A 22722-nucleotide genomic window follows, 5' to 3' on the forward strand; every position below is an offset into this window, starting at 1 on the left:
TGGCACTTATGAATGGATTTTGGTCAAATTCCGCATGAAAATAATGTTTATTTTCCTAGCATGGTGTCTAGCTTGCCCATATCTTCTAGTTCGTGGATATCGTCGCAGCCACCTATGTGTTCGTCGTTGATGAAGATTTGGGGTAAAGAGCGACGTCCGTTAGCTCGATCGCTCATTTTAGCTCGTGCTGCTTCATCTCCGTCGATCGCGTACTCTGTAAACTCCACCCCTTTGCGCTTCAGCAGTGCTTTGGCACGAATGCAAAACGGGCAGGTTCTCCAAGTGTAAATTTCTACATTAGGGGACATCAGATTTTTTAACCATCACTATATTCTTGAATTCTCATCTTAACAAATCTTATTTAAATTTTTATCTAATATTTTTCGCGAGTCTGCCCTAATGTTATTTTTTATACTTTTTTTTGAAATACCCCTAAAAACTAAAAATCACCCGTGCTTCAAGGAACGGAGACATTTTTCAGACAAGCAGCGCCTTGCACCAGCCTAGCGCTGCTGACCAACTTGCTTATTTCGTTTTTTCAGCGAAGTCACGACTCCTGCACCAGTCAGAAGCAGTGCAATTACACTACCGGGTTCTGGAATAGAAGTTGAGCTTCTCACGGGTGTGGCTGTGTATATGTTAAAAGTCGAGACCGGACTCTGTATCGGTTCTGGTGCTGACAGTGACGGGACTATCGGTGCTGGTGATGGCGATGGTGATGGTAATGGTGTTGGCTCTGTTAATAGTGGTATCGGATCTGGTGAAACTACTGCTGGTGATGGGCTTGGGCTGGGGCTTGGGCTGGGGCTTGGGCTTGGTGAGGCAACGATGGGGTCTGGTGTCGGTGCTGGTGAGGTAACGATGGGGTCTGGTGTCGGTGCTGGTGAGGTAACGATGGGGTCTGGTGCTGGTGATGCTGTTGTGGCTGTGTCTGGTGCGGGGGTGACGCAGGCACTAGAAAAATTTCCCGGCCCGCACACGTCTAGTGCGGTCGCGGGAGGGGCCACAGCTAGGTAGTAGAACCCTGTCGCGACTGTGGCAGAGATTCCAATTCTTAGTTTTGCCAGGAGCGTACACATAACTATTTAGTTAAACAGTGGTAAAATCGGATTATATCGGATGATACAAGTAGTGCTAAAGAGCGGCACTGTGTGGACAAGGATTTTGATTCTATTAGAATAAGTTGAGGTTGGAGCAAGCGGGCGCTTGTAAAGGCTAATTTAGGGTTTGAGCCGATCGCCCAAATACTAGAATAACTTTATTTTATTTCACATTCTGTCAACAATCTGTGATTTACGCCGCTTTGCCACATTTTTTGGGAAATTTTGATTGACTAACAGCTATTACCGCCATCAGTAAAGAGTATTTTTACCTTGAATAGTGCCTCCTCAAAGTAATGATTTAGGTGGGGGACAACTCACTCAATTACATTGTACTTTGCAATAACCCACTTTGACTACCATTCCATAGTCTTACAATCACTTAGGGTTTTATCTCAGTATATGTAAGTATTTTGACGGTTGTCAACTACTTCAAACTCATCTTTAAGTAATTACCGCAGGCAGAGGGCGTATTGAATGAGCTGAGCTAGTCGCTCGCGGAGTGTTTCCAGACCGAGACCTTTGGCCGCCGAAATAAATACGGCTTGGGGAAACTCTTCTCGCGCCAGGGCGAGGGTCTCCTCATCTACTGCGTCGATTTTGTTGAAGGCTACAAGGGCTGGCCCTGGGGTTACAGGCATATCTGTCAAAATATTCATGACCGATCGAATTTGGCTTTGCCATGCTGGATGAGAGAGATCGACTACGTGCAGCAAAGCATCGGCGTCAGTCACTTCTTCCAGGGTGGCGCGAAAAGCATCGATCAAGGCGGGGGGTAGTTCCCGAATAAAGCCTACTGTATCTGTCAGGACGATGGAGAGCATTTCCCCTGGGACTTGACTTTGAATGGTTAGCCGTCGGGTGGTGGGGTCGAGGGTAGCAAATAACTGGTCTGCCGCGTAGACTTCGGAATTGGTGAGCAGATTGAGTAGAGTCGATTTGCCGGCGTTGGTGTAGCCGACGATGGCGACGGAGGGTACTTCGTGGTGGTGGCGATTTTGTCGCAGTCGGAAGCGGTGGGCTAGTAGTTGATTGACTTCTTGCTGCAATCGAGCAATGCGTTTGGCGATTGTCCGTCGTTCTGTTTCCAGTTTGGTTTCCCCAGGCCCTCTGGTACCGATGCCACCACCTTGTCTGGACATGGCTTGACCGCGACCTCTGAGCCTGGGCAGGCTGTATTGTAGTTGAGCTAGTTCCACTTGCAATTGACCTTCGCTCGATCGCGCTCTTTGGGCGAAAATGTCGAGTATTACTTCTGTGCGATCCACTACGCGAATACCGATCTGAGTTTCTAGGTTCCGTATTTGTGCGGGGGAAAGGTCGCGATCGAATACTACGAGGTTAGCGCTAATTGTCTGAGCAGTCAGAGAAATCTCCTGAACTTTACCTTCACCTACAACGGTTTGGGGATGGGGGCGCGATCGCTTTTGGCGCACTGTTTGCAGTACCTGACCCCCTGCACTGTCAACTAGCCTGGTAATTTCTGCTAGTCCATCCTCAAAATCTAGCAGTGTAATTTCCTGAGTCATAACACCTACTAGCAGCACTTTATCTTGATCGGCATCAACTTGTCTGGCGACAAATTCCCTTTCAAAATCCGCTTCGAGTCCTTCTACTAAATCCAGAAAATCTTGGTTGCTGAGGTAATCCAAATTCTGAGGTTCAGACACTTTCCAGGGAAAGTGTTGAGTTTTGATTTGTGAGTTTTCAATAGAAGGTTTTTCTACCGGATTTGAACCTTCTTCTAACTCAGAAGTCAACACTGAAAAATCAAAAGTTGCTTGGTCTTTTTGAGGTATCAGGTGAGCTAGATAGGTTTCTTGGATGTAACCTGTTGCACCGCCACCCCGTCGCTGAAATCCTCCCCCTGTCAAAGTCAGCCAGACTAGGGCATCCAAGCGCTGAATTGCCATAGCTGTCAGGGCTGCTTCGCTTGGTATTTCTGGCTTCAGGTGGGTGGCGATGCAGCGAATGCCGCTGAGACGACCTCCGCCGTAGCGGGGCAATTCTAGGGGCGGAATCTGGGTTTGGCGGGGAGTACCGACACCGACGCGAATTACTTGTCCGCGACGATTGATGTAGGTGCAGATGGGTTTGTCTATTTCGGTGCTGATGGCGGCGAGGCGCTGGGCAAATTCTGTCGTGGTCAGGCGATCGCCTGGAAGTCTCTGGTGGTAAAGCTTTTCGAGTTGTTTAAGCTGACTGGACTTTAAACCTTGAAGATTGCCGTAGATGGTTTCGATAACTTTTTCTCCCGATCGCTATGTTTATCTAATTATTTTAGTGATGCTAAGGGCGATCGTGTTCTGTGTAGGATGGTGGAGGATGGTGGGCGATCGGGAAAACGGGCACTAGGAAGTGAAATGATACCACTTCCCGTTGTCTGTGAGATCTTGCACCATTCTCAATTAGCTGTAGGGGCGGGTTCACCGAAAGCCTCTCTGGTTGTAGATAGGTTAAATAAACCCGCCCTCCCCCACCGAAAATCCCCTTATTGACATTGCTGCAAGATCTCAGTTGTATCGGAATGATTTAACCGCGAAGGTGCTCTTGACGCGAAGAAAGAGAAGAGAGAGTTTAATACAGGACGGTGAAGAGAGGATTTTATGTGAGTCCTGGCCGAGCCGGATAATTTGTTTGTGATTCCTGGGTGCGATCGGTGTGTTGAAGCCATTGTCGCTTAAAATAGTTTTGGTACTTGGTCTGTTGATGAAAGCTCTTAGGATATTCCTAAAATGCAAGCACCTCTGGTTGTGAAGAAATCAACTAGGCTTTTATGGGGTTCAAAACCTTTACCTGATTGGCTTTGAGCCCTCTCTAACAGGCGAGGAGGTGCTTGCATTTTGACAAAACCTAGGCTGTGTAAGCTTTTGAGGGTTGCTGTATGTCTCTGGTTAGTAGGTTTTTTGCCATAATTGCTATCTCTGGCTGCCTTGAGTGGTGGGGTGCTTGCAAAACTGGCCAGGAGGCTTTGCTATATAAGGGTTTCAGGAACCGCTGTGCACAAACCTTTGATGCCGTTAGGCGTTGAGCACGTAGATGAGGCGTTAAAACTTGCCAAGTTATTTCTTGTGCACAAACCTTTGATGCCGTTAGGCGTTGAGCACATCCTCCCGTGATCGTTCAAGGTTACGGCTACACGTGCACAAACCTTTGATGCCGTTAGGCGTTGAGCACCATCATGACTCAGCAATCTCTAACAATTCTGTTTGTGCACAAACCTTTGATGCCGTTAGGCGTTGAGCACCCGATGAATCGCACGATCGCAACACAGCAGAACATGTGCACAAACCTTTGATGCCGTTAGGCGTTGAGCACGATTGCATCAACTGTCGCTACCAATGGAAAGAGGGTATGTGCACAAACCTTTGATGCCGTTAGGCGTTGAGCACCGAAATCCCAAAACAATTCAACAAACCTGACATCTTGTGCACAAACCTTTGATGCCGTTAGGCGTTGAGCACCTACAATGGTGTTGTCACCAAATTCGGAGCATCATGTGCACAAACCTTTGATGCCGTTAGGCGTTGAGCACGATTTAAGTGCTGGATACTTACCTCAGTCCTGGTGTGCACAAACCTTTGATGCCGTTAGGCGTTGAGCACAAAATAGAAATCAAGTTAATTTCTATCTAAAAGATGTGCACAAACCTTTGATGCCGTTAGGCGTTGAGCACACAAAGATAACATCCCCTCGGCACCTTGATCTAAAGTGCACAAACCTTTGATGCCGTTAGGCGTTGAGCACCTGAGAACGAGGGGTTTGAGGAAGCTTTGGCGAGTGCACAAACCTTTGATGCCGTTAGGCGTTGAGCACGAAAGGTGTTGTAAGTGTGGCTTCTACTGGTTCGGTGCACAAACCTTTGATGCCGTTAGGCGTTGAGCATCGAAGGTGTAGGGTGTTGTATCGTTGACCGTTGCATCGGAATGATTTAACCACAGAGAGCACAGAGAACACAGAGAGATCCCAGAGAAATGAATAATTCCGATGAAGAGAGGAATTGATATTAGGTGTCGATCGCACATTAACAAAAATTCTTACAAAACTTAACACATCATTTACGATCGCCAAATCCTTCTTTGGGCTTGTGTTTGTTTTGAGCCTATAGACAGATAGCAATATAAAAACTAGATAGTTACTATGATAAGCGAAACATTGTTAAGGAATGTAAAACATGGAAACTCGTCCTACCAACTTACCCCCTAATGCCCTTGCCTACAACGGTAAAGACCGCAACGCTTTCCTATTTGGTTTCAACCCCCAAGCAGAACTTTGGAACGGTCGCTTAGCGATGATTGGTTTCTTGGCTTATTTGCTCTGGGACTTTGCTGGATATAGCGTTCTACGGGATGTCCTTCACTTTCTGCCTACTTATATTGCTCACTAATGAGCGAACATTTCCAGTCTGGCACTATAGCGAAATATCTATACGGCCAGACTGGCTAACAGTGGCAAACTCCAGTGAAAAACACTCAGCTATTTTGTCCGATCGACTACCTCTGAGATTTTGTGCAAAATGGGAGAATGAATAATGCTCAGCTCTAACTTGTTAGCCGTACTAGAATCTGCTGTAGCTGATACAGCATCAGGCAATTGGCAAAAACCGCTAGTGATGTTTATTTCTAATATCTTAGCATTGGTAGTTCTCAGTCGCGTAATTTGGCATCCTAACGTCGGGCCGAAAATGCCCTTGCCCTTCGCCTCTTTATTTAACAATCTTAGCGTCCCCGCATTTCTAGCTTGCATGAGTGCAGGTCATCTTTTAGGAACCTTCTTGATTTTAACGCTGAGCGTAGACAAGTATATCTAGCTAAAATTGCGCGCCTTCTCAGTTCGCTACGAGTCTCAAAATGTTCCATCAGTAGCGCACAAAAATTATAAGGGGTAAGTAACAACCACGCTTACCCTAATTTAATTTCTGAATGCAAATTTATACCATTTATCTAAAATCGCGCAACAATCTTTGACCCCCCCTAACCCCCCCTTATAAAGGGGAGGGACAAGACTACTGTTGCACTCTTTTTTAAAATTGGTATTAGTTAAAAAATTCCACTTCAAGTCTCCCATCCTTCATTAACGAGGTTGAAAACAATGGAATCTACATCTACAAATTCTGACAAACAGAACCTACCTAACAGCACCGAAACCGAGCGCTGGGCATCATTAATTGGTGGCGGTGCTCTCGTACTTTTCGGTTTGTCACAGCGTTCTTTAAGAGGTGCTTTGCTGGCGGCGGCGGGGGGCGGTTTAGCAGCCCGCGGCCTAGGAATTGGCGAAGAGTTGAAGTTACCAGATATGCCTCAAAGCATTAAAGTTGAAAAAACGGTGACGATTAATAAACCCGCTGATGAATTGTACCGTTTTTGGCGCGATTTTGAAAATTTGCCCCGGTTTATGAAACATCTTAAGTACGTTAAGGTAATCGATGAGAGCCGTTCTCACTGGATTGCTAGCGCGCCCATGGGCCAAAGTTTGGAATGGGATGCAGAAATTGTCCGGGAAGAAGAGAATCGTTTAATTGCTTGGGCTTCTGTACCAGGGGCTGAGGTTGAAAATTCTGGTTTTGTGCGCTTTCAACCGGGACCAGAAGGACGCGGCACAGAGGTGAAAGTTGTTCTAGAATATAACCCTCCCGGTGGTGCAATTACTGCTACGGTGGCTAAACTATTTGGGGAAGCACCGCAACAACAAATTGCTGACGATTTGGGTCGGTTTAAACAATTTATGGAAACAGGAGAAATCGCGACAACGGAAGGTCAATCTTCGGGCCGCAAGTAGTCAGCTTACCTCAACCAAAAGATGCAGATCCCCGCAACATTTCAAGAAGTCGGGGATCTAAAGTTTCCCATCTAAAATGCGATTGCTGGTGGGACCAATACACGACCAGTATAACCCGCACTCTGGTAACGGGCGATCGCCTCAGTGGCGATGGAACTAGCTTTTTCACTCTCAATCAAAGCTACACAAGCACCACCAAAACCTCCCCCTGTCAACCTAGCACCGAATACTCCAGGAGTTTCCTGCAATATTTCCACTAGGGTGTCCACTGACGGCACCGAAAGTTCATAGTCATCGCGCAAGCTAGTGTGAGAATCATTCATCAATTGTCCAAAAACTTTTGCCGGTAGTGGCTTAAAAGCTTCAATTACCCGATTATTTTCAGTAACGATGTAGCGGGCTCGCTTTCTCAAGGGTTGGGGTAATACTTCCACGGCTTGGGAGTCTTCGATATCTCTGAGGGCTTTAACACCCAACATTTGGGCGGCTGCTTCGCACTCTACCCGTCGCTGATTGTAGAGGCTACCAGCAGGTTTGTGGGTTTCGTCGCTATCGAGGACTAAAATTTCTGTGTTTTTAGGAAATCGTAATTTACGGCGATTCAGGCTGCGAGTATCAATAAATAGCATGGAGTTGGTGTCACCTAAACTGGCGGCCATTTGATCCAAAATGCCGCAGTTAAAACCTACATATCGGATTTCGGCTAGCTGTGCGATTTGAGCTAGTCGCACATCATCTAAGGGGAGGTTCAAGAGTGTACGCAGCCCTCGGAGAGTCGCTATTTCTAAAGCAGCGCTGCTGGACAAACCGACTCCTATCGGCACATTGGAGGTAATATAAAGATTGAGTGGCGGTACTTTGTATCCTTCTTTTTCTACCAGTCCGATGCAGCCGCAAATATAACTGACGAATGTTTGGGGTATAGTATCATCGTCGGAAAAATTTATGAGTTCGTCAAATTCTGCTGAATAGAAATGATGTTTGTGGTCGTTGCTCAGACCGATTTGTACTGTGGCGCGCTGGGGAATTGCAGTAGGAATTACAAATCCCTCGTTGTAGTCTGTGTGTTCGCCCAGTAGGTTTACTCTTCCGGGGGCGCTAGCTTGGGTTTTGGGTAATGTACCAAATACTCGTTGGAATTTCATGGTTGAGAAAAAGGAAGAAGATCGATGTGAAGAAGGAAGAAGTCACCTCCAAGGGCGGAGGAGGGATGGGAAAAATTCAGGAAGAAGTAAGAAATAAGAAAAACTAGCTCTCTGAGTATTTATGACGGCTATTGGGTGAGGAAAGAGAATCACTAATTGAGAAGAAATAACTTTATTTGTTCTAGTTAATTTTTTGGCATTGTCTATTTGCGGTTGATTGCATATCTGTTAATAAAAATTCCTAGGATTGGTTTGGTGCAAAATGTCTTGATTTGTGATACAATTATAAACTAAATTTGCTAAGATTTCCAAAAATGCGATCGCCCACCCCCCGGAAACAGTTTGCTCAACATTGGCTCAAAAGCGAGAAAGCCTTGGATAAGATTGTCAAAGCGGCGAATTTGTCGGGTTCGCGGGTACTCGAAATCGGACCGGGTACGGGAATTCTGACTCGGCGCTTGCTGGCTGAGGCTGAGTCTGTTGTGGCAGTGGAAATCGATCGCGATTTGTGCCAACGCCTAGCTAAGCAACTTGGTAAGGCTGACAACTTTTTGCTGCTCCAAGGCGACATACTGGAAATGGATTTAGACAACCAACTGGTGGCTTTTCCCAAATTTCAAAATCCCCATAAAGTTGTGGCTAATATTCCTTACAATATTACGGGTCCGATTCTGCAAAAACTACTAGGAACCATATCTGTTCCGGTGCCAGAACCCTTCGAGGCGATCGTACTTTTAGTGCAGAAAGAAGTGGCCCAAAGACTTTATGCAAAAGCTGGTTCCAGAGCTTTTGGTGCTTTGTCGGTGCGGGTACAATACTTAGCGGAATGCGAGTTAATTTGCGATGTCCCTTCTAAAGACTTTTTTCCCCCACCCAAAGTGGATTCTGCTGTGGTGCGGCTGGTTCCGAGATTAATAGAAACGCCGGCAGTTAATCCGCGCCATTTGGAGAATTTGATTAAATTGGGATTTGGGAGCAAGCGTAAGATGCTGCGAAATAATTTGAAAGGGGCTGTGGATTTAGATAAATTGGTTCATTTGCTAGAAGGGTTACAGATAAATCCTGAATCTCGCGCGGAAGATTTAAGCGTGGAGCAATGGGTCAATTTGAGTAATCATATTATTTCTGAGGTGGGAAGTTAAGGATTTTGCTAGCACTGAGACTTGTTTAGAGTGGCGGGGATCTGGGTATTCTGTTTTTTTAGGCTTGGGTAACTGATGATGAGCGTCCTCCTCATGGGGATCGAAAAATAGGCGATCGCAATTAGAGAATCTCAGAGCACGTCAAACCACACTAACCTGCTCTGCCAGAGGTAGCAGTGGCCGTGGGGAATCAACGACGCCCAACTCAAAACAAATTTCCCAGAATTCCAGCATAATATTTCCTTTGAGTTATGAGAAAATGGACTCTGACTGTTGTCAATTAATTTCAACCAGGGGTTTATTTCACCCTTGGCTTAGTTACCTATGCGTTCCTATTCTCTGCTAGCTTCCGCAAAAATCAATCTCTATTTAGAAATCATAGGCGATCGCCCAGATGGATATCACGAACTGGCGATGGTACTTCAAAGTATAGATTTAACCGATCGCATAGACTTGCGGGCGATCGGTACAGACACAATTCGCGTGCGTTGCGATCACCCGCAAGTCCCTCCTGATAAGAATAACCTAGCCTACCGGGCAGCGGATTTGTTGGCGAAGCAATTCCCCGATGCTTTGGCAAAATACGGCGGTGTAGAAATTTCCATTCACAAGCAGATTCCAGTGGCGGCGGGGCTGGCTGGGGGTTCGGCAAATGCGGCGGCGGTGTTAGTCGGGATGGATTTGTTATGGCAATTGGGACTCACTCAGTCGGAGTTGCAAGAGTTGGGCGGAACTTTGGGCTCCGATGTACCTTTTTGTATTACTGGAGGTACGGCTTTGGCGACTGGGCGCGGTGATAAACTCTCGCCCTTGCCCGATTGTGGACCTTTGTATCTGGTGTTGGCAAAGTTTCGGAATCTCAGTATTTCTACAGCTTGGTCCTATCAAACTTATCGCCAACAGTTCAGTAGTTCCTATTGTGGGCCGGAGGATTTGGATTGTCGCCGGGAACGGCTGCATTCGGGCCCAATGGTGGGAGCAATTGCTCAAAAAGATCGATCGAAAATTGGTCAATTGCTACACAATGATTTGGAAAAAGTCGCTCTACCTGTGTACCCCCAGGTGTTGCAGTTGCGACAAGCTTTTGAGTCGGCGGGAGCTTTGGGAACGATGATGTCGGGTTCCGGGCCGACGGTGTTTGCGTTGGCCGAGTCTCCAGAAAGAGCACAGGAAATTCAGGAGCGGGTAAAAAGTGCGATCGGCTCTCCAGATTTGGATTTTTGGGTAGCAAAATTTAGCAATACCGGGATTCGGATTGTTTCGGAAGGAAATGATTTGAAACCCTAGGTGAACCCCGACGGAGGCTGATGGATTTTCTGAAAACCAGGAGTCTAATCAGCTTAAAAAACTGCTAACATGAAACAAAACACTGATTTGAATTTTGGTCAATTAACCCTAAATCTCAAATCTTAAATCGCAAATCTCCAATCAAAATGCCTGATTTAACTAATTCTAATTCTAGTTCTAATTCTAGTGCCACATCTCCAAGTTCTACTCAGGATGCTTTGCCACCATCGCCTCAACCACCAACGGTGTTGCGTTGCTTGACTGGTTCGCTGATGGCGGGAGGTTTTGCGGCAGCTTTGTATGCGCTTACTTTGTCGATCGCCCAAACCTTTGCTAACAAGCCACTTCATTCTGACAATGTGACTGTCATTAACATTGCGGCGGCTGTGCGGACTTTGGTCATGGGAATTGTGGCCTTGGGCGCTGGTGTTTTTGGTTTTGCGGCGGTGGGTTTGATGGCGCTGACTTTGCAGCTTTTGATTCAAAAACTGGTGAAAAAATCCACAGTTTAAAACCATCTCCTGAGACAAAATTTTGTGGGGCATGAACTGAAATAGCCAAATCAAAACCATGGAATTATTTACGATAGGTCACTCAAATCTGAGTATTGAAGCGTTTATCTTACTGCTACAAAAACATGGAATTACGGCAGTCGCAGATGTGCGTTCCCAGCCTTTTAGTCGTTATTTACCCCATTTTAATCAATCGGAAATTAAAGCATCCCTGTCTGCTGCCGGCATTCAATACGTTTTTTTAGGTAAAGAGTTGGGCGCGAGACCGGAAGATTTAAGCTGTTACGATCTTAGCGGTAAAGCTTTATACCAACGGATTGCCGCCACTCCTCTATTCTCCGAAGGAATTCAGCGCTTAGTCAAAGGTGCAGCCCATTATAAAATCAGTTTAATGTGTGCGGAAAAAGACCCGATTACTTGTCATCGGACTATTTTAGTTTGCCACAAGCTTAAAGACTTCAATGTGCAGATTAATCACATTCTGTCCGATGGAAATTTAGAATCGCATCAGGATTTAGAAGCCCGACTTCTCAACAAGTTTAACAAGGGCAAAACAAATAATGAACCAATTCAATTAAGCTTGTTTGAATTACCACCAGATAGTAAAAATGAGATCGTTGATTTAGAATCAGCTTATTATCGTCACGGATTGGAAATCGCTTATGTCACAAAAGAAAACAATTAATTTATTTACAATTGGTTTTACTCAAAAAAGTGCTGAGGAGTTTTTTGGGACTTTGATGGAAGCGGGAGTCCGCAGGGTGATCGATACGCGACTCAATAATGTATCGCAGTTAGCAGGTTTTGCTAAGCGGAAAGATTTAGAATATTTTCTGCGAACCATTGGTAATATTGAGTATGTTCATGTGCTGGATTTAGCGCCTACTCAAGATATTTTGGATGATTATAAAAAGAAACAGGGAGATTGGGATGTTTATGAACAGAAGTTTTTGAGCTTAATGGGCGATCGACAAATAGAACAAAAGATTTCGTCAGATATTATGGATTGTGCGTGTCTGCTTTGTAGCGAACCAAAACCCCATAATTGTCACCGTCGCTTAGTTGCTGAATATCTCAAGGATAAGTGGAAAAATGTCAAGATTAATCATCTTTAAAAAGTGCGGTATCTAATAAAAAAATCTCAAATCTAAAATCGAATGACTCGGATAATTTGTCTCGCTAATTCCTGGAAACGCGGCGAAAGGTGCATCGCCGGAATTAATGAACTTCAAGGTAAGTGGGTGCGCCCAGTTTCCGACTTACCAGATGGTCAGATTCCTAAAGAAATCCGGCAGATAAATAGACTTGAACCGGCATTATTAGATGTTCTAGATATTCCTCTGGCGAAGACGGGGCCGGACTTTGGTTTTGAATCGGAAAATCTGTCTATTTTACCTGGAAAATGGCGACAAGTAGGGAAAGTTCCGCCAGCATATTTGTTGAAATATTGCAACAATCACGAATATATTTTGCACAACGATCTGCGATATGTTACAGTGGAGTATATGCAGTCTTTGCCAAAAGGCGATCGCCTGACTTTGCAATTAGTCAAAGTAGTAAAATTTACCGTAAAAAAGCTAACTCAAAGATTTGAAGGTGGTAATAAATGGGAAGGATGTATTGTCACCAAATACAACCAAAAATTGACTGCTACAATTACCGATCCGGTCTTTATTAGAAAGTTAGAATTGGGATATCGACCGCAAAAAGCTTGTGTGGTTACGGTGAGTTTGAGTATGCCTTGGCGGCCCGATGATTGGGAGGGAGATGACCCTTGTTGGAAGTTGATTGCCGGTGTGATAGAGTTGCCGGAAGATATTGTTGATAATGAAGTTTTGTTTTGACCAAAATCGCACTTCCAGCTTAAATATTATGAAATTTGCAGATTTTGTGCTATAGTTGTGCCGGACTTTACATATCAAAAAAGGGTGCTTTTTTTATGAAAGCAGAATTTTATTATGACCGTTATAGATATACTTGCAGTTTAGTTCAAATGAATTTTACCCAAGAATTAAAAATTAAAAATCATCAAGGCTTTGTATTAGCAGTTAAGCAAGGCTCAAAAATGGGAATTTTGGGCAAAACTCGTGAAACTGCTAAAAAAGTTGATGTCACTCAATCTCATTTTTATAATGTAATTAAAGCTGCCATGAATGCTTTAGAATTAGAAGCTAGAGATGAGTTAATTTTAGAAAAAAATCGGACGCTTGCGGAAGCAGAGGCAAAGATTCAGGAGCAAGACAGAGAAATTCGGGTGCTGAATGAACAGCTAAAAATACTCAGAGAAAAAGTTGAACAGTTGTCAGCACAAAACCAGGAACTAGCGATGCAGATGATAGACGAGGAAATCAGGGAAAGTGAACTTAGTTAAGCAGAAGTCGATGATTTTTTTAGATAGTAAGAATTTTACTAATATCAAGATCCCAATCATTCATCTCTCTCTTATCTAATTCAGTGAACTCAGCGCTCTATAAAGCTGAAATTATTCCGCTCAAACCCGAATATATTGCATCCTATTATGACAACAACTGAGGGCAATAATTATCGGGCTTAGAAATTAAATTATTTAAAATTCCTAACTGTTGAAGTACGGGAGAAGACAAACTAATTGGTAATGAAACTGGCCCGCAGGGAATAGGGTTATGTTTGATATACATAATTCCGAAATAAGATTGAACCCCTAATTGTTTAGACAAAGCTACCTGAACAGCCAGCGGATTGTTATTATAAGTTGTAAGTTTTATCCCATATAAATAATTGTTTGTTTCTGCCACGGAAAAGCCAACTGATTTCAAAATACTAGCCGCAGAACTAGGTGTTTGGGGCTGTGGAAATGAGAGCGCGCCAAAAGAGTATGTAAATTGAGATTCTTCTGAATATTGTGCAGTTTGATGTTTGTTCAGATAGCTAATATATTGTGTCGCTTCACTTTCTTTAGCTTTGTTGATTAATCTGAGGAAAATAGGCAAAGCAATAGCCGATAATATCCCAATGATAAATATCACAACCAACAATTCAATCAAAGTAAAGCCTTTTTCACAATAGTTTAATTTTCTCCTAGGGTGGGTGTCTTTCCCGCCATTAAAAGGTCGATGGACAACAGACATAATTGATATCCTCACAGAAAATCTACAATTATTTAACTAAGGATCGACCATTTTTTTGCAATGTTTGCCAAGTCTTGGGAAACTCAGCTTTATTTTGATATATAACCGGCAACCAGCTAACACCGGGAATTTGCCCGTCATAATCTTTTAGACGCTTTCGGGCTTCTCTCACGGAAACATAAAAAGAATTTCCACCAGCAAAGGCTTGGAGAAAAGTTTTCAGAAACTCCTGGGCGATCGCATCCGACACCAGTTCTCGCATCACGATAATTTGAGGGATATCTAAATGGGCTAATTGCTTCGCCAATCCCAAACCATCGCAAGAGTTAAAGATTGCTATTTCCAAACCCTTTTCAATAGCTATTTTCAAGGAATGTTTTAACTGTTCCACACTTAAATTATCTGTATTATTGATCCAAATCACCCCCGTACTGCCATCTACTTCGCTCTGACTGTGACCCGAAAAACACAAGATATCCCACCCTGTTTCATCTGTAAGATATTTCTCAAGTTCCCTGGGATTTGGTTGTTCCAAAAATATTGTTTCGGCTCCTTGCAAATTCTCCAATATTTTCCTATCTTTATCGAGATTAATTCCTGTACTGTCGCCCAAAACTGCCAAAATTCTTACTTTTTTTCTTGATGGTACTGATTTTTTGACTCTGTTAGATAGTTTGCGACTTAAAGCTACTTCTGCTTTAGTGTAGATTTCAAAAAAATCCCATTGATGCCAGGGGAGTTTTCGCAGTAAATTGTCTTCAGTTTCGATGATTACCCGCACCTCGTCATTGTGGTTTAATTTCTCGCACAATTCTTGCTGAATTGGGTAAAATTGTTCTGATTTTAGCCAGTTTTTTATATCTATTTCTACTTGTTCTACTAAGGGTTTTAACTCCTCTACGGAAAAGTTAGTGATTTGACTTTTGTTTACTTTTATGCCACGGTTGTTTCGCTTAAGGTTAAACTCATACATTTTTTGCCACTTTTGATAGTTTTCTGAAATTTCTGGTTTTGGTGGCAATTTGCCTTTTAATGTTATCTCTAAACGCTGGCGATCGCACAAAATACCAGCACTCACCTCAAACCCTTGTTTTAAGTCACCACGGTCAAATTTTAAGAATACTACTTGTTCAGACAACGGTCTGACTATATCCTCCATTACTGATATTAAGTATTGGCGCTGTTCTGCTGAGTTTTGCAGGGCGGGTGCTTCTGTTCCTAACACTTGTATCGCTGCTTGATAGAAACTATTGAAATCATTGTTAATTTTTGCTTTATCAGTTTCAGGAGGTACGCCGATTTTAATGACTATTCCATTGCCTTTATTTTCAACACTTTGAATATTGAGTTTTATGCCAGGATTTTCTCGTTGCACCTGTTGGAAAGATTCCATGAAAGCTTTCCAGTCAACACCGTACTTAAAAATCAAGTCCACTGTATTTACAACCTCTGCAAAAAAGGTGGTAAATTCTCCTGGTTGATAGTTGTCTGTACCGCTGGGACGGCGTTCGCGATCGTCCGTTTGCGGTTTCGGTTCTTCTAGCAAGTAAACCCACTTACAATCAACCCATTCTAGTTTGGTAGTGCTGTCAATATTCCAGGTTCCCAAACCGCAAACACCAGTCATTTGGGCACTGCTAAAATCCGTGCCGATCGCCTGAACTTGACTTAAAATTGCATATTCTAAATTAGCAGCTTCCAAAGTGGCTTGACTGAGGTCTGCTGTTTGTAGTTTAGCATTTCTGAGGTCTGCACCCATCAGGTTTGCTCCTCTCAAATCCATGCCTTGATAGGATTTTTGACAACCTTTCCCGGTGACAAGCAACTCTCGCACTGCGGGATTGATTAATATTGTCTCATCGACTCTTGCCCAGTCGAGACAACGAGCCTGATGCCACATAGTTCGGTGGATATTTGCCAATCTAAAATCGGTGTTTTTGAGGGTGGCGTAGCTGAAGTTAGTATGGGCTAATTGAGTATTGCGAAAACTGGTGCCACCTGTCGCACCAATGACGATTGCTAACTGGCAAATTACGCTGTATTTATCATCTTCAGCTAACACTCTCTTAGCAATGTAAACTCCCAATAAGATTAAAGCTACAGCTAACATGACAGCTCCGGCGATCGCCGCAATAACTACAGGCGGATCGGCAAAGTTTTTGACACAATTATTCAGGAAGTCATAGCATTTATTGTTTGTGTTGTCAACTACTCCAGCTTGGATTAATACGGATGCTTTTAAATATCTCAAGGAATTTCTGGCAATAATTCCGGTGGCGATCGCACTTATAGCGACAGCTTCAAATAAAGCCAATGCTGCAATCGTCCTCCCCAGAACAATTTCAGCCAATGTTAGGGCTAAAGGAAGAGCGACAAGTGCGATCGTGGTTGCAACCACAGCCGCAGTTAAAGTCACAATTAAAAACGGAACATCGTTAGCCTTCGTTTCGCCAGACAAGGCACTCATTAAGGCACCAGCTCTAAAAGACCTTAACCAGGAAAGTATGGGATGTTTATCATTGGAGAAGGCAGACAAAAAACCAATGATAGGAACAAAGATAGCAGCCGCAATACCTAAATAATCTAAAGTTTTTTGTAGACCTTGACGAATCAGTGTAGTCAACAGCATAGCATTGACTAATAAGATGATTGCAGTTGGCAGAAAACCGATATGCTCGGTTGTTTTGGGAATGAGAGATTTGAAGGTACTATCAACAGCAATTACAGCAGCTATGCCTGATATTGCCGAGAGCAGTGCTACAATTAAGAATATTTGGATTTGGGATTTTCTGGCTAGTCCGCAGCGAGCGCGATGGAAATTAGCTCCATCGAGAGTTGCATTGGTAAAATCAGCACCTCGGATATCTGCATAAGAGAAATCTTCATTGGTGAGATTACGACCTTTAAAAGAACGACCTTGAAGATTTTGATGGCGAAAGTTTTGAAAGGTTAATGATGACATAGGGGAGTTCGGCAGCGGATTTTGTAACGGATTTAACGGATGTTTCTGGTTTATCGTTTTCTTGTTCCTAGGCTATGCCTATTGGTGACAACTTAAGACTGGAATTCATAATAAATGTCGCTTTTAGGCGAAGTCTAGATCCCCCTAAATCCCCACCCCCCCCTGCCCCCCCAAGGGGGGAAGGGGGACTTTGATCCATTTCCGGTTCCCCCCTTATTAACGGGGGTTAGGGGGGATCCAGATTTCGATACAAATAAGAGAGACTATCAGTTTAACGTTAAGTTGTCACCAATGAGCAGAGCCTAGTAACGAGGAATCAGGAATCAATAAAAATGGCTGAGGCGCTCTACCTAATGCCTACAGGATACAATTACAAACGAAAAGATTGCCTGATATTTGCATCTCCTAACACGATATTAATGCTGAACAATTCCCTTAAATCTGGAGTAAATTCAAATTTAATAAAGTTGTCAGCTTTTCTCGATTCTACCTGATAAAGTAGCTCCTCTGACTCATTAATCAGCATCAACTTTAACCCTGGTGGCAAATAAGTTTGGTTTCCCATTGGATGCACTTCTATCTCAATATTTACTTCTAGCTCTGGTTCTGGGGGGAGACTGACTATTAGTGCTACGGAGTTTTCTGCTAGTTGCATTCCTAGGTCAATTTTATGACCGCGTTTGATGGGTACTGCGTTATTGCTTCTAAAATTAAGCTGCAATTGTTGAGGATTTAATATCTCGTCAATTACTTGCCATCCCGCATCAAAAACATCGTCGAACCAGTTCATTAAATTAATTGGTTTGAGTTGTTTGATTCGATTCATGTATATGAGCAGATCTTCGAGGGAATTCATTTCATCCAGAGGCACTTGTTTAGCTACTGTTCGGGTAAATCCTAACAGCGTTGCTTGTCTCAAAGATTGGTCTAACTGTACGGCTACATAACCAATTCTGTCTCCCCAAGCATCGTAGGAAATCTGACAAGCGTCGGCATCTGGCAAGACGGGACAGCATTCTATTTTTCCTATTTGTTTAATGTCTAAATCTGCCACATCCATAAGTTTCAGCATTAACGGATTGCGGCTGTCGCTAGCGGGCCAATCTGTCTCAAATCCCATGCAGCGCAGATAAAAATCTACTGCATATACTGCGAGGGTATTAAGATAAACTTGTTTTAATTTTTTCGGACTCGATTGTTGGCTGCACTGTTGGGCAATTTCGTGTGCTTCCAAGGATAGTGGCACTGTGAAAGTTATTGGTTCAATCATTTTACTCATCATTAATTTTTCCGCTCCGGTTTAAGTCCTACTGTAATTTATTACGAATGTAATCTGAAAAATTCCGCAGATTTCGATCGAAAAAACTTTGGAGTGTGGAAATGCTTTTGGTAGGGTGAAATCTTTGAGCTATGGTCTTCCATTTTTCATCATCTAATATAGCTAAAGCTATGATTTGCCAAGTGATATCGGGACGATTTTTGATGGTTTTATTTCGGAAAAGACGATCGGGATCTTCTGCTATCAATTCACGCAGTCTTTGGGTATCTTCCATCATTTGCATTTGGGGATAGTTTTGTTGATAAATATCCGATTCTTCTTGTTCAAATTTTTCTAAGTCATCTATCGATAAACATTTAATTCTTGTTTCTCTTCTATATCGATCGCACACATCTCTAAATCTAAACTTAAAGAAGTGATTCACCCAAGCCATGACTGGTTTTTGTGAATCATAGATGTCAATGTTTTGACAGATATGCTCAACTATTTTCAACCGAGCTTCGCTGTAAATGTCTTCGTAAAGATGAAGAATGCTGTCATCACCTATGTGGGGACGAGTAAGTCTGTTATGACGGTAAATTTGGTCGATTAGTTTGGTTAATGCTATCTGTCGCTCTTGGCTTCTAGCTGGGTGCTGTTGAGCTTCTAGGGCTAGCTGTCGAAGCTGCAAATCAATTTCGTCTTCCATCGGGCTCTCCTCACTCCTCTGGGTATTTTTGTGCAGTTTGGCGGAACTTCTATTTATATTTCGGATTTGGTGGCCAGTTTTTACGCATTTATCGGGAAATTGTTACAAAACTTTATGTTTTAGGGGTTTTGGAAAAAAAGTTTTGAGGTTTGCGGAAAAAGTTTGGCTGGATTTCGTAAGTAAGAATAAGGGGGCGATTTCCTGGGGTATGGCTTTGCTGGCGCGGGCTTTTGGGGAAAGGGCGATCGTCCGCTAAATACTTTGATTGTCAACTTTTACTTTTTCAGGAGAATCATTTCTATGGCTACTGTGAAGAAATTATCAATGATTGCGATCGGAGCAGCAGTTTGGGCTGGAATTTCCAATCCAGTAAGTGCGATTATGGTGTCTTTTGGAGGTACATCAGTTCCCGGACAAGGGCAATTCTCTAGCGTACCTGGGGCAAAAACAATTGATTTCGAGTCAGGTGCGCCAACATCTGGCCCTGTTATTTACTCGGCTCCTGGTATCGGCCCTACTGTTGTTTCAGGTCAAATCAGCTATGTTTTTTCTGCACCAAGCGATGACTACACGAAATACCTTACAGTTGCGCCATTTGGCGATGGTCGAGGAAATAATAATGTCAGCATTAGCTTCGATGAAAAAATTGATTACTTTGGTATGTACTTGGGTTCCTTTGATAGTTATAATAACATTGCTTTCTACCAAGACAATGTTCTTCTAAAATTGTTGAGTGGCAATAATGAGAGCGTTAATGCTTATGTGAATTTCTTTGCAGAAAAAAACGAGTCCTTTAACAAATTAGTTCTAGCTTCTAGTAATCCTGCATTTGAGAGTGATAACCATGCTTATCGTGTTGCGGAACCTGTGCCTGAACCGACTACTGTGTTAGGTACTTTAGCTTTTGGTGCTGTCATTTCCCGCTGGCGGATGAAGCGGAAGCAGCAACAGAATTTTTTGAATTCAACGGTTGCTTAATTTGAGATATTTCACTTCGTTGTAGTAGTCCGTCGGGGGTTTAAACCCCCGCCTCATAGCAAAAGTCCTCTGAAGAGGACTGAAGAATTAATTACATATTTCCAATAAAAATATCAAATATTCTGGTCACGTTCAGGTGAAAACAGAAATTATATCGGTGTCTATTAGTCCTCTTTAGAGGACTTTAGCTATGAGCCAGGGAATTAATTCCCTGGCGGTCTTTCGGGTGAAGTCGAGACTAATAAACATCTTACGATCGCCCGTTTCAAAAAAAGTTTCCAGATTTGCGTAAAAAGTTTGGCTGGATTTCGTAAGTAATAACAAGAGGCCGATCGCATTTTTGGCAATATTGGCTTTGGCTGAATTTGATTTCATTATATCACTTTTAATTCAATCCTCGACTAGGAGTGCAATTTCAATGGCTACCACAAATGAAGTTTCCAGCAACCAGCTCATCGATGTTTTGATAACTGACACTTTACCGGGAAGTGCAGCCAAAAATTCCCTCCTCAATCCTTTAAGCAGCAGCAACAGTCAAAATATTGGCGGTAGTCCTTTGATAGCTGATACCAAAACTCAGCCGATTATTGAACCAGAAAAGCTATCCAGTGCGACTGACACGCTTAACTCAAAAAATGCGATGGCGGAGCCCAATAGCAAAAAAATAGATGATTCATTAATTGTTTCGGACACTCTAAAAGGCGGTTTAAGCGGCTCACCCAGCACCAGTATTAGTCAGAAAACTCTATCTTCCAGTCCTGGTACAGATGTCAAAGATACCCTGACTGGAAGCACAAAAGATACACCGTTAGTTGTGATTAAAGACGACAGTATTACAGCAACTGATTCCTTGACTAATCCTCAGAGTGTGGAGAAGATAGCATCTGATAAAACTCCCACTACCTTAGCCGAGAAAGAAACTAAGCCAGAAATTGCGATCGCCCCAAATACCTCTGTCGCAGAATCCAAACCAACAACTACTACCTTAGCCGAGAAAGAAACTAAGCCAGAAATTGCGATCGCCCCAAATACCTCTGTCACAGAATCCAAACCAACAACTACTACCTTAGCTGAAAAAGAAACTAAGACAGAAATTGCGATCGCCCCAAATACCTCTGTCGCAGAATCCAAACCAGCAACCACTACCTTAGCTGAGAAAGAAACTAAGACAGAAATTGCGATCGCCTCCAATACCTCTGTCACAGAATCCAAACCAACAACAACAGTTACAGAAGCTAGTAAAATCGATAAATCAACAACAGACAAACCAGCCAATACTGTCGCCGATATCAGCAAAAATAGCAACCACGAAAGCTCTCAATCTACCACACAAACAGAAAATAAAGCTGTAGAAAAAACTGAAATCTCAGTAATAGAAGCATCCAAAGAACCAAATACAATTTCTACCAATCCAAATATCGTAGCAGCAAACAACCCTTTTGTATCTGGAAAATTTATTGTTGATTCAAAAGGTCAAGTGGGCATAGATTTTGTATTTGACGGTGGCTTGTTTCGGGGACAGCTAGCCATTTTCAGCCTCAAAGGTATGGAAAAGTTTGTACCGGGTTCAGACGAATTTATTAAAGAAACAGCTTCGAGAGCACTTAGTAACTCTGCAAAAGGTCATGTAGTGATTAATGATTTGAGTGAAGGTGCAAAATTTACGGGTAATTTACCTGAAGGCAATTCTAATGAAGGAACTTACTTAGGAGTTAAGACTTTTGCGATGACTCCGGGTGAGGAATTTGGGGTGATGTTAGTGCCGAATGGGACTGTACAAGAAGTTTTGAATAATCCGGCGATCGGAGGAGACAAACGTCCTTTGTTTTCTATGGCTACGGCAAATCCCAATCAGGCGTTTCATGTAGGACAAATTGCTGATGTAACAGGGGATGGAAACACCTTTGCAATGGAGGATATGCGGGTCGATTTAGGGAGCGATCGCGATTATAATGACTTCGTATTTCAGGTGCGTGGCGCTAAGGGTAATGCGGTGCGGTTGAATGATGTGATTAATGCTGATAAAGATTGGCGCAAAACAGATATGGGTCAGGCTTTGATTGCTTATGCTAAGCCTTACGTTGAACCGAAGTTAGAGCTTAAAAAAGAGGATGAAAAACCTGTAAACAATACTCCTTCAGGTTCGGCTTTAGATGTTCCAATTCCTGATATTGCAGGTGATTCAAAGGCTGAGGATAAAAAGGCGATCGCACCTGTTTCTCCTGCTACTGAATCTGTCGATAAAACTGAAGTTATTACTTCCGAGACAAGTGTAACGCCGGTGGTGGAAATTGCAGAGGATAAAAAGGCGATCGCACCTGTTTCTCCTGCTGCTGAATCTGTGTCGAAAACCGAAGTTGTTACTTCAGATAAGGCTGTAACGCCTGCGGTGAAGATTGAAGAAGACAAAAAGGCGATCGCACCTGTTTCTCCTGCTGCTGAATCTGTGTCGAAAACCGAAGTTGTTACTTCAGATAAGGCTGTAACGCCTGCGGTGAAGATTGAAGAGGATAAAAAGGCGATCGCACCTATTTCTCCTGCTGTTGAATCTGTCGAGAAAATCGAGGTGGCTACTTCGGAGAAAACTGTAACGCCAGCGGTGAAGATTGAAGAGGAAAAAAAGGCGATCGCACCTGTTTCTCCTGGTACTGAATCTGTATCGAAAACCGAAGTTGTTACTTCAGATAAGGCTGTAACGCCAGCGGTGAAGATTGAAGAGGACAAAAAGGCGATCGCACCTGTTT

At 43.2% G+C, this 22722-nt stretch carries 24 protein-coding genes and 1 CRISPR repeat array; of the genes, 15 read left to right on the forward strand and 9 right to left on the reverse strand.

The annotated features are described in order from the left end of the window. Nucleotides 1–47: 47 nt before the first annotated feature. Both grxC and AAFP14_RS10915 read right to left on the reverse strand, forming a co-directional pair. Entirely contained in the window at nucleotides 48–308 is a 261-nt protein-coding gene (gene grxC / locus AAFP14_RS10910) for a glutaredoxin 3 (protein WP_340524521.1), read from the reverse strand. A gap of 195 nt (nucleotides 309–503) precedes the next feature. Beyond that, nucleotides 504–620: a PEP-CTERM sorting domain-containing protein gene (locus AAFP14_RS10915; RefSeq protein ID WP_341732284.1), complete on the reverse strand. Its 117-nt coding sequence runs from the start codon at nucleotides 618–620 to the stop codon at nucleotides 504–506. A gap of 16 nt (nucleotides 621–636) precedes the next feature. On the opposite strand from AAFP14_RS10915, the gene AAFP14_RS10920 reads away from it, so the two are divergent. After that, a complete protein-coding gene (locus AAFP14_RS10920) occupies nucleotides 637–1017 on the forward strand; it encodes a hypothetical protein (RefSeq protein ID WP_341732285.1) in 381 nt (126 codons plus the stop codon). Nucleotides 1018–1552: 535 nt separating this feature from the next. On the opposite strand, the gene hflX is transcribed toward AAFP14_RS10920, so the two are convergent. Continuing rightward, on the reverse strand, nucleotides 1553–3106 hold the full coding sequence (gene hflX, locus AAFP14_RS10925; protein WP_472851042.1) for a GTPase HflX: 1554 nt from the start codon (nucleotides 3104–3106) through the stop codon (nucleotides 1553–1555). Nucleotides 3107–3160: 54 nt separating this feature from the next. On the opposite strand from hflX, the gene AAFP14_RS10930 reads away from it, so the two are divergent. The 5 genes from AAFP14_RS10930 (at nucleotide 3161) to AAFP14_RS10950 (ending at nucleotide 6878) form a co-directional block, all read left to right on the forward strand. Beyond that, nucleotides 3161–3313 carry a hypothetical protein gene (locus AAFP14_RS10930; protein WP_340524523.1) on the forward strand — a complete coding sequence of 51 codons (153 nt, stop codon included), beginning with the start codon at nucleotides 3161–3163 and terminating at the stop codon, nucleotides 3311–3313. Between the two features lie 19 nt (nucleotides 3314–3332). Continuing rightward, nucleotides 3333–3455 carry a hypothetical protein gene (locus AAFP14_RS10935; protein WP_341732286.1) on the forward strand — a complete coding sequence of 41 codons (123 nt, stop codon included), beginning with the start codon at nucleotides 3333–3335 and terminating at the stop codon, nucleotides 3453–3455. A gap of 643 nt (nucleotides 3456–4098) precedes the next feature. Then, a CRISPR array of direct repeats spans nucleotides 4099–4986; the repeat unit is 37 nt; unit sequence TGTGCACAAACCTTTGATGCCGTTAGGCGTTGAGCAC. Nucleotides 4987–5274: 288 nt separating this feature from the next. Then, nucleotides 5275–5487 (forward strand): chlorophyll a/b-binding protein, encoded by a 213-nt coding sequence (locus tag AAFP14_RS10940; protein ID WP_341732287.1) that lies wholly within the window; start codon nucleotides 5275–5277, stop codon nucleotides 5485–5487. A gap of 144 nt (nucleotides 5488–5631) precedes the next feature. Beyond that, nucleotides 5632–5910, forward strand: coding sequence for a photosystem I reaction center subunit PsaK (locus AAFP14_RS10945; protein ID WP_341732288.1), 279 nt, complete (start codon nucleotides 5632–5634; stop codon nucleotides 5908–5910). 281 nt (nucleotides 5911–6191) lie between these two features. Then, a complete protein-coding gene (locus AAFP14_RS10950) occupies nucleotides 6192–6878 on the forward strand; it encodes an SRPBCC family protein (RefSeq protein WP_341732289.1) in 687 nt (228 codons plus the stop codon). A 71-nt stretch (nucleotides 6879–6949) separates the two neighbouring features. On the opposite strand, the gene galK is transcribed toward AAFP14_RS10950, so the two are convergent. Beyond that, the gene (galK, locus tag AAFP14_RS10955) at nucleotides 6950–8023 is read right to left on the reverse strand and encodes a galactokinase (protein ID WP_341732290.1); all 1074 of its coding nucleotides are present in this window, start codon (nucleotides 8021–8023) and stop codon (nucleotides 6950–6952) included. A gap of 314 nt (nucleotides 8024–8337) precedes the next feature. Between galK and rsmA the strand changes: the two genes are divergently transcribed. The 7 genes from rsmA to AAFP14_RS10990 all read left to right on the forward strand — a co-directional run bounded on the left by rsmA (nucleotide 8338) and on the right by AAFP14_RS10990 (nucleotide 13335). Further along, nucleotides 8338–9165, forward strand: coding sequence for a 16S rRNA (adenine(1518)-N(6)/adenine(1519)-N(6))-dimethyltransferase RsmA (rsmA, locus tag AAFP14_RS10960; protein ID WP_341732291.1), 828 nt, complete (start codon nucleotides 8338–8340; stop codon nucleotides 9163–9165). 324 nt (nucleotides 9166–9489) lie between these two features. After that, nucleotides 9490–10452, forward strand: coding sequence for a 4-(cytidine 5'-diphospho)-2-C-methyl-D-erythritol kinase (gene ispE, locus AAFP14_RS10965; RefSeq protein WP_341732292.1), 963 nt, complete (start codon nucleotides 9490–9492; stop codon nucleotides 10450–10452). 146 nt (nucleotides 10453–10598) lie between these two features. Then, on the forward strand, nucleotides 10599–10964 hold the full coding sequence (locus tag AAFP14_RS10970) for a DUF3082 domain-containing protein (RefSeq protein ID WP_341732293.1): 366 nt from the start codon (nucleotides 10599–10601) through the stop codon (nucleotides 10962–10964). Nucleotides 10965–11022: 58 nt separating this feature from the next. Beyond that, entirely contained in the window at nucleotides 11023–11649 is a 627-nt protein-coding gene (locus AAFP14_RS10975; RefSeq protein ID WP_341732294.1) for a DUF488 domain-containing protein, read from the forward strand. Continuing rightward, the gene (locus tag AAFP14_RS10980; RefSeq protein WP_341732295.1) at nucleotides 11627–12079 is read left to right on the forward strand and encodes a DUF488 domain-containing protein; all 453 of its coding nucleotides are present in this window, start codon (nucleotides 11627–11629) and stop codon (nucleotides 12077–12079) included. The genes AAFP14_RS10975 and AAFP14_RS10980 overlap by 23 nt, the downstream gene beginning before the upstream one ends. Nucleotides 12080–12121: 42 nt before the next feature. Beyond that, nucleotides 12122–12808, forward strand: coding sequence for a dual OB domain-containing protein (locus AAFP14_RS10985; protein ID WP_341732296.1), 687 nt, complete (start codon nucleotides 12122–12124; stop codon nucleotides 12806–12808). Between the two features lie 95 nt (nucleotides 12809–12903). Further along, on the forward strand, nucleotides 12904–13335 hold the full coding sequence (locus AAFP14_RS10990) for a hypothetical protein (protein WP_341732297.1): 432 nt from the start codon (nucleotides 12904–12906) through the stop codon (nucleotides 13333–13335). A gap of 145 nt (nucleotides 13336–13480) precedes the next feature. On the opposite strand, the gene AAFP14_RS10995 is transcribed toward AAFP14_RS10990, so the two are convergent. The 4 genes from AAFP14_RS10995 to AAFP14_RS11010 form a co-directional block, all read right to left on the reverse strand. Next, on the reverse strand, nucleotides 13481–14071 hold the full coding sequence (locus AAFP14_RS10995; RefSeq protein ID WP_341732298.1) for a prepilin-type N-terminal cleavage/methylation domain-containing protein: 591 nt from the start codon (nucleotides 14069–14071) through the stop codon (nucleotides 13481–13483). Nucleotides 14072–14099: 28 nt separating this feature from the next. Further along, nucleotides 14100–17033 (reverse strand): pentapeptide repeat-containing protein, encoded by a 2934-nt coding sequence (locus AAFP14_RS11000; RefSeq protein WP_341732299.1) that lies wholly within the window; start codon nucleotides 17031–17033, stop codon nucleotides 14100–14102. A gap of 370 nt (nucleotides 17034–17403) precedes the next feature. Beyond that, nucleotides 17404–18303: a DUF1822 family protein gene (locus AAFP14_RS11005; protein ID WP_341732300.1), complete on the reverse strand. Its 900-nt coding sequence runs from the start codon at nucleotides 18301–18303 to the stop codon at nucleotides 17404–17406. A 37-nt stretch (nucleotides 18304–18340) separates the two neighbouring features. Further along, a complete protein-coding gene (locus AAFP14_RS11010; protein ID WP_341732301.1) occupies nucleotides 18341–19000 on the reverse strand; it encodes a hypothetical protein in 660 nt (219 codons plus the stop codon). A gap of 300 nt (nucleotides 19001–19300) precedes the next feature. Here AAFP14_RS11010 and AAFP14_RS11015 point away from each other — a divergent pair, with 300 nt between their 5' ends. Further along, the gene (locus AAFP14_RS11015) at nucleotides 19301–19978 is read left to right on the forward strand and encodes an Npun_F0296 family exosortase-dependent surface protein (RefSeq protein ID WP_341732302.1); all 678 of its coding nucleotides are present in this window, start codon (nucleotides 19301–19303) and stop codon (nucleotides 19976–19978) included. Nucleotides 19979–20152: 174 nt separating this feature from the next. Here the strand turns inward: AAFP14_RS11015 and AAFP14_RS11020 are convergent, their stop codons facing one another. Continuing rightward, complete coding sequence (locus AAFP14_RS11020) at nucleotides 20153–20353, reverse strand: hypothetical protein (protein WP_341732303.1); 201 nt, start codon at nucleotides 20351–20353, stop codon at nucleotides 20153–20155. 43 nt (nucleotides 20354–20396) lie between these two features. On the opposite strand from AAFP14_RS11020, the gene AAFP14_RS11025 reads away from it, so the two are divergent. Further along, nucleotides 20397–22722 (forward strand): DUF4114 domain-containing protein (locus AAFP14_RS11025; RefSeq protein WP_341732304.1); only part of this gene is annotated, 2326 nt, incomplete at its 3' end.

It is taken from the genome of Microcoleus sp. EPA2, from assembly GCA_020882975.1.
GTDB lineage: Bacteria > Cyanobacteriota > Cyanobacteriia > Cyanobacteriales > Microcoleaceae > Microcoleus.

What these genes read in the sequence shown, in the direction of transcription:
- grxC (WP_340524521.1), bottom strand. Translation starts at nt 308, where the DNA reads ATGTCCCCTAATGTAGAAATTTACACTTGGAGAACCTGCCCGTTTTGC.
- AAFP14_RS11005 (WP_341732300.1), bottom strand. Translation starts at nt 18,303, where the DNA reads ATGATTGAACCAATAACTTTCACAGTGCCACTATCCTTGGAAGCACAC.
- AAFP14_RS11015 (WP_341732302.1), top strand. Translation starts at nt 19,301, where the DNA reads ATGGCTACTGTGAAGAAATTATCAATGATTGCGATCGGAGCAGCAGTT.
- AAFP14_RS10940 (WP_341732287.1), top strand. Translation starts at nt 5,275, where the DNA reads ATGGAAACTCGTCCTACCAACTTACCCCCTAATGCCCTTGCCTACAAC.
- galK (WP_341732290.1), bottom strand. Translation starts at nt 8,023, where the DNA reads ATGAAATTCCAACGAGTATTTGGTACATTACCCAAAACCCAAGCTAGC.
- AAFP14_RS10935 (WP_341732286.1), top strand. Translation starts at nt 3,333, where the DNA reads ATGGTTTCGATAACTTTTTCTCCCGATCGCTATGTTTATCTAATTATT.
- AAFP14_RS10920 (WP_341732285.1), top strand. Translation starts at nt 637, where the DNA reads ATGTTAAAAGTCGAGACCGGACTCTGTATCGGTTCTGGTGCTGACAGT.
- AAFP14_RS10995 (WP_341732298.1), bottom strand. Translation starts at nt 14,071, where the DNA reads ATGTCTGTTGTCCATCGACCTTTTAATGGCGGGAAAGACACCCACCCT.
- AAFP14_RS10985 (WP_341732296.1), top strand. Translation starts at nt 12,122, where the DNA reads ATGACTCGGATAATTTGTCTCGCTAATTCCTGGAAACGCGGCGAAAGG.
- AAFP14_RS11000 (WP_341732299.1), bottom strand. Translation starts at nt 17,033, where the DNA reads ATGTCATCATTAACCTTTCAAAACTTTCGCCATCAAAATCTTCAAGGT.
- ispE (WP_341732292.1), top strand. Translation starts at nt 9,490, where the DNA reads ATGCGTTCCTATTCTCTGCTAGCTTCCGCAAAAATCAATCTCTATTTA.
- AAFP14_RS10980 (WP_341732295.1), top strand. Translation starts at nt 11,627, where the DNA reads ATGTCACAAAAGAAAACAATTAATTTATTTACAATTGGTTTTACTCAA.
- AAFP14_RS10950 (WP_341732289.1), top strand. Translation starts at nt 6,192, where the DNA reads ATGGAATCTACATCTACAAATTCTGACAAACAGAACCTACCTAACAGC.
- rsmA (WP_341732291.1), top strand. Translation starts at nt 8,338, where the DNA reads ATGCGATCGCCCACCCCCCGGAAACAGTTTGCTCAACATTGGCTCAAA.
- AAFP14_RS10970 (WP_341732293.1), top strand. Translation starts at nt 10,599, where the DNA reads ATGCCTGATTTAACTAATTCTAATTCTAGTTCTAATTCTAGTGCCACA.
- AAFP14_RS10990 (WP_341732297.1), top strand. Translation starts at nt 12,904, where the DNA reads ATGAAAGCAGAATTTTATTATGACCGTTATAGATATACTTGCAGTTTA.
- AAFP14_RS11020 (WP_341732303.1), bottom strand. Translation starts at nt 20,353, where the DNA reads ATGAAATCAAATTCAGCCAAAGCCAATATTGCCAAAAATGCGATCGGC.
- AAFP14_RS10945 (WP_341732288.1), top strand. Translation starts at nt 5,632, where the DNA reads ATGCTCAGCTCTAACTTGTTAGCCGTACTAGAATCTGCTGTAGCTGAT.
- AAFP14_RS11010 (WP_341732301.1), bottom strand. Translation starts at nt 19,000, where the DNA reads ATGGAAGACGAAATTGATTTGCAGCTTCGACAGCTAGCCCTAGAAGCT.
- AAFP14_RS10975 (WP_341732294.1), top strand. Translation starts at nt 11,023, where the DNA reads ATGGAATTATTTACGATAGGTCACTCAAATCTGAGTATTGAAGCGTTT.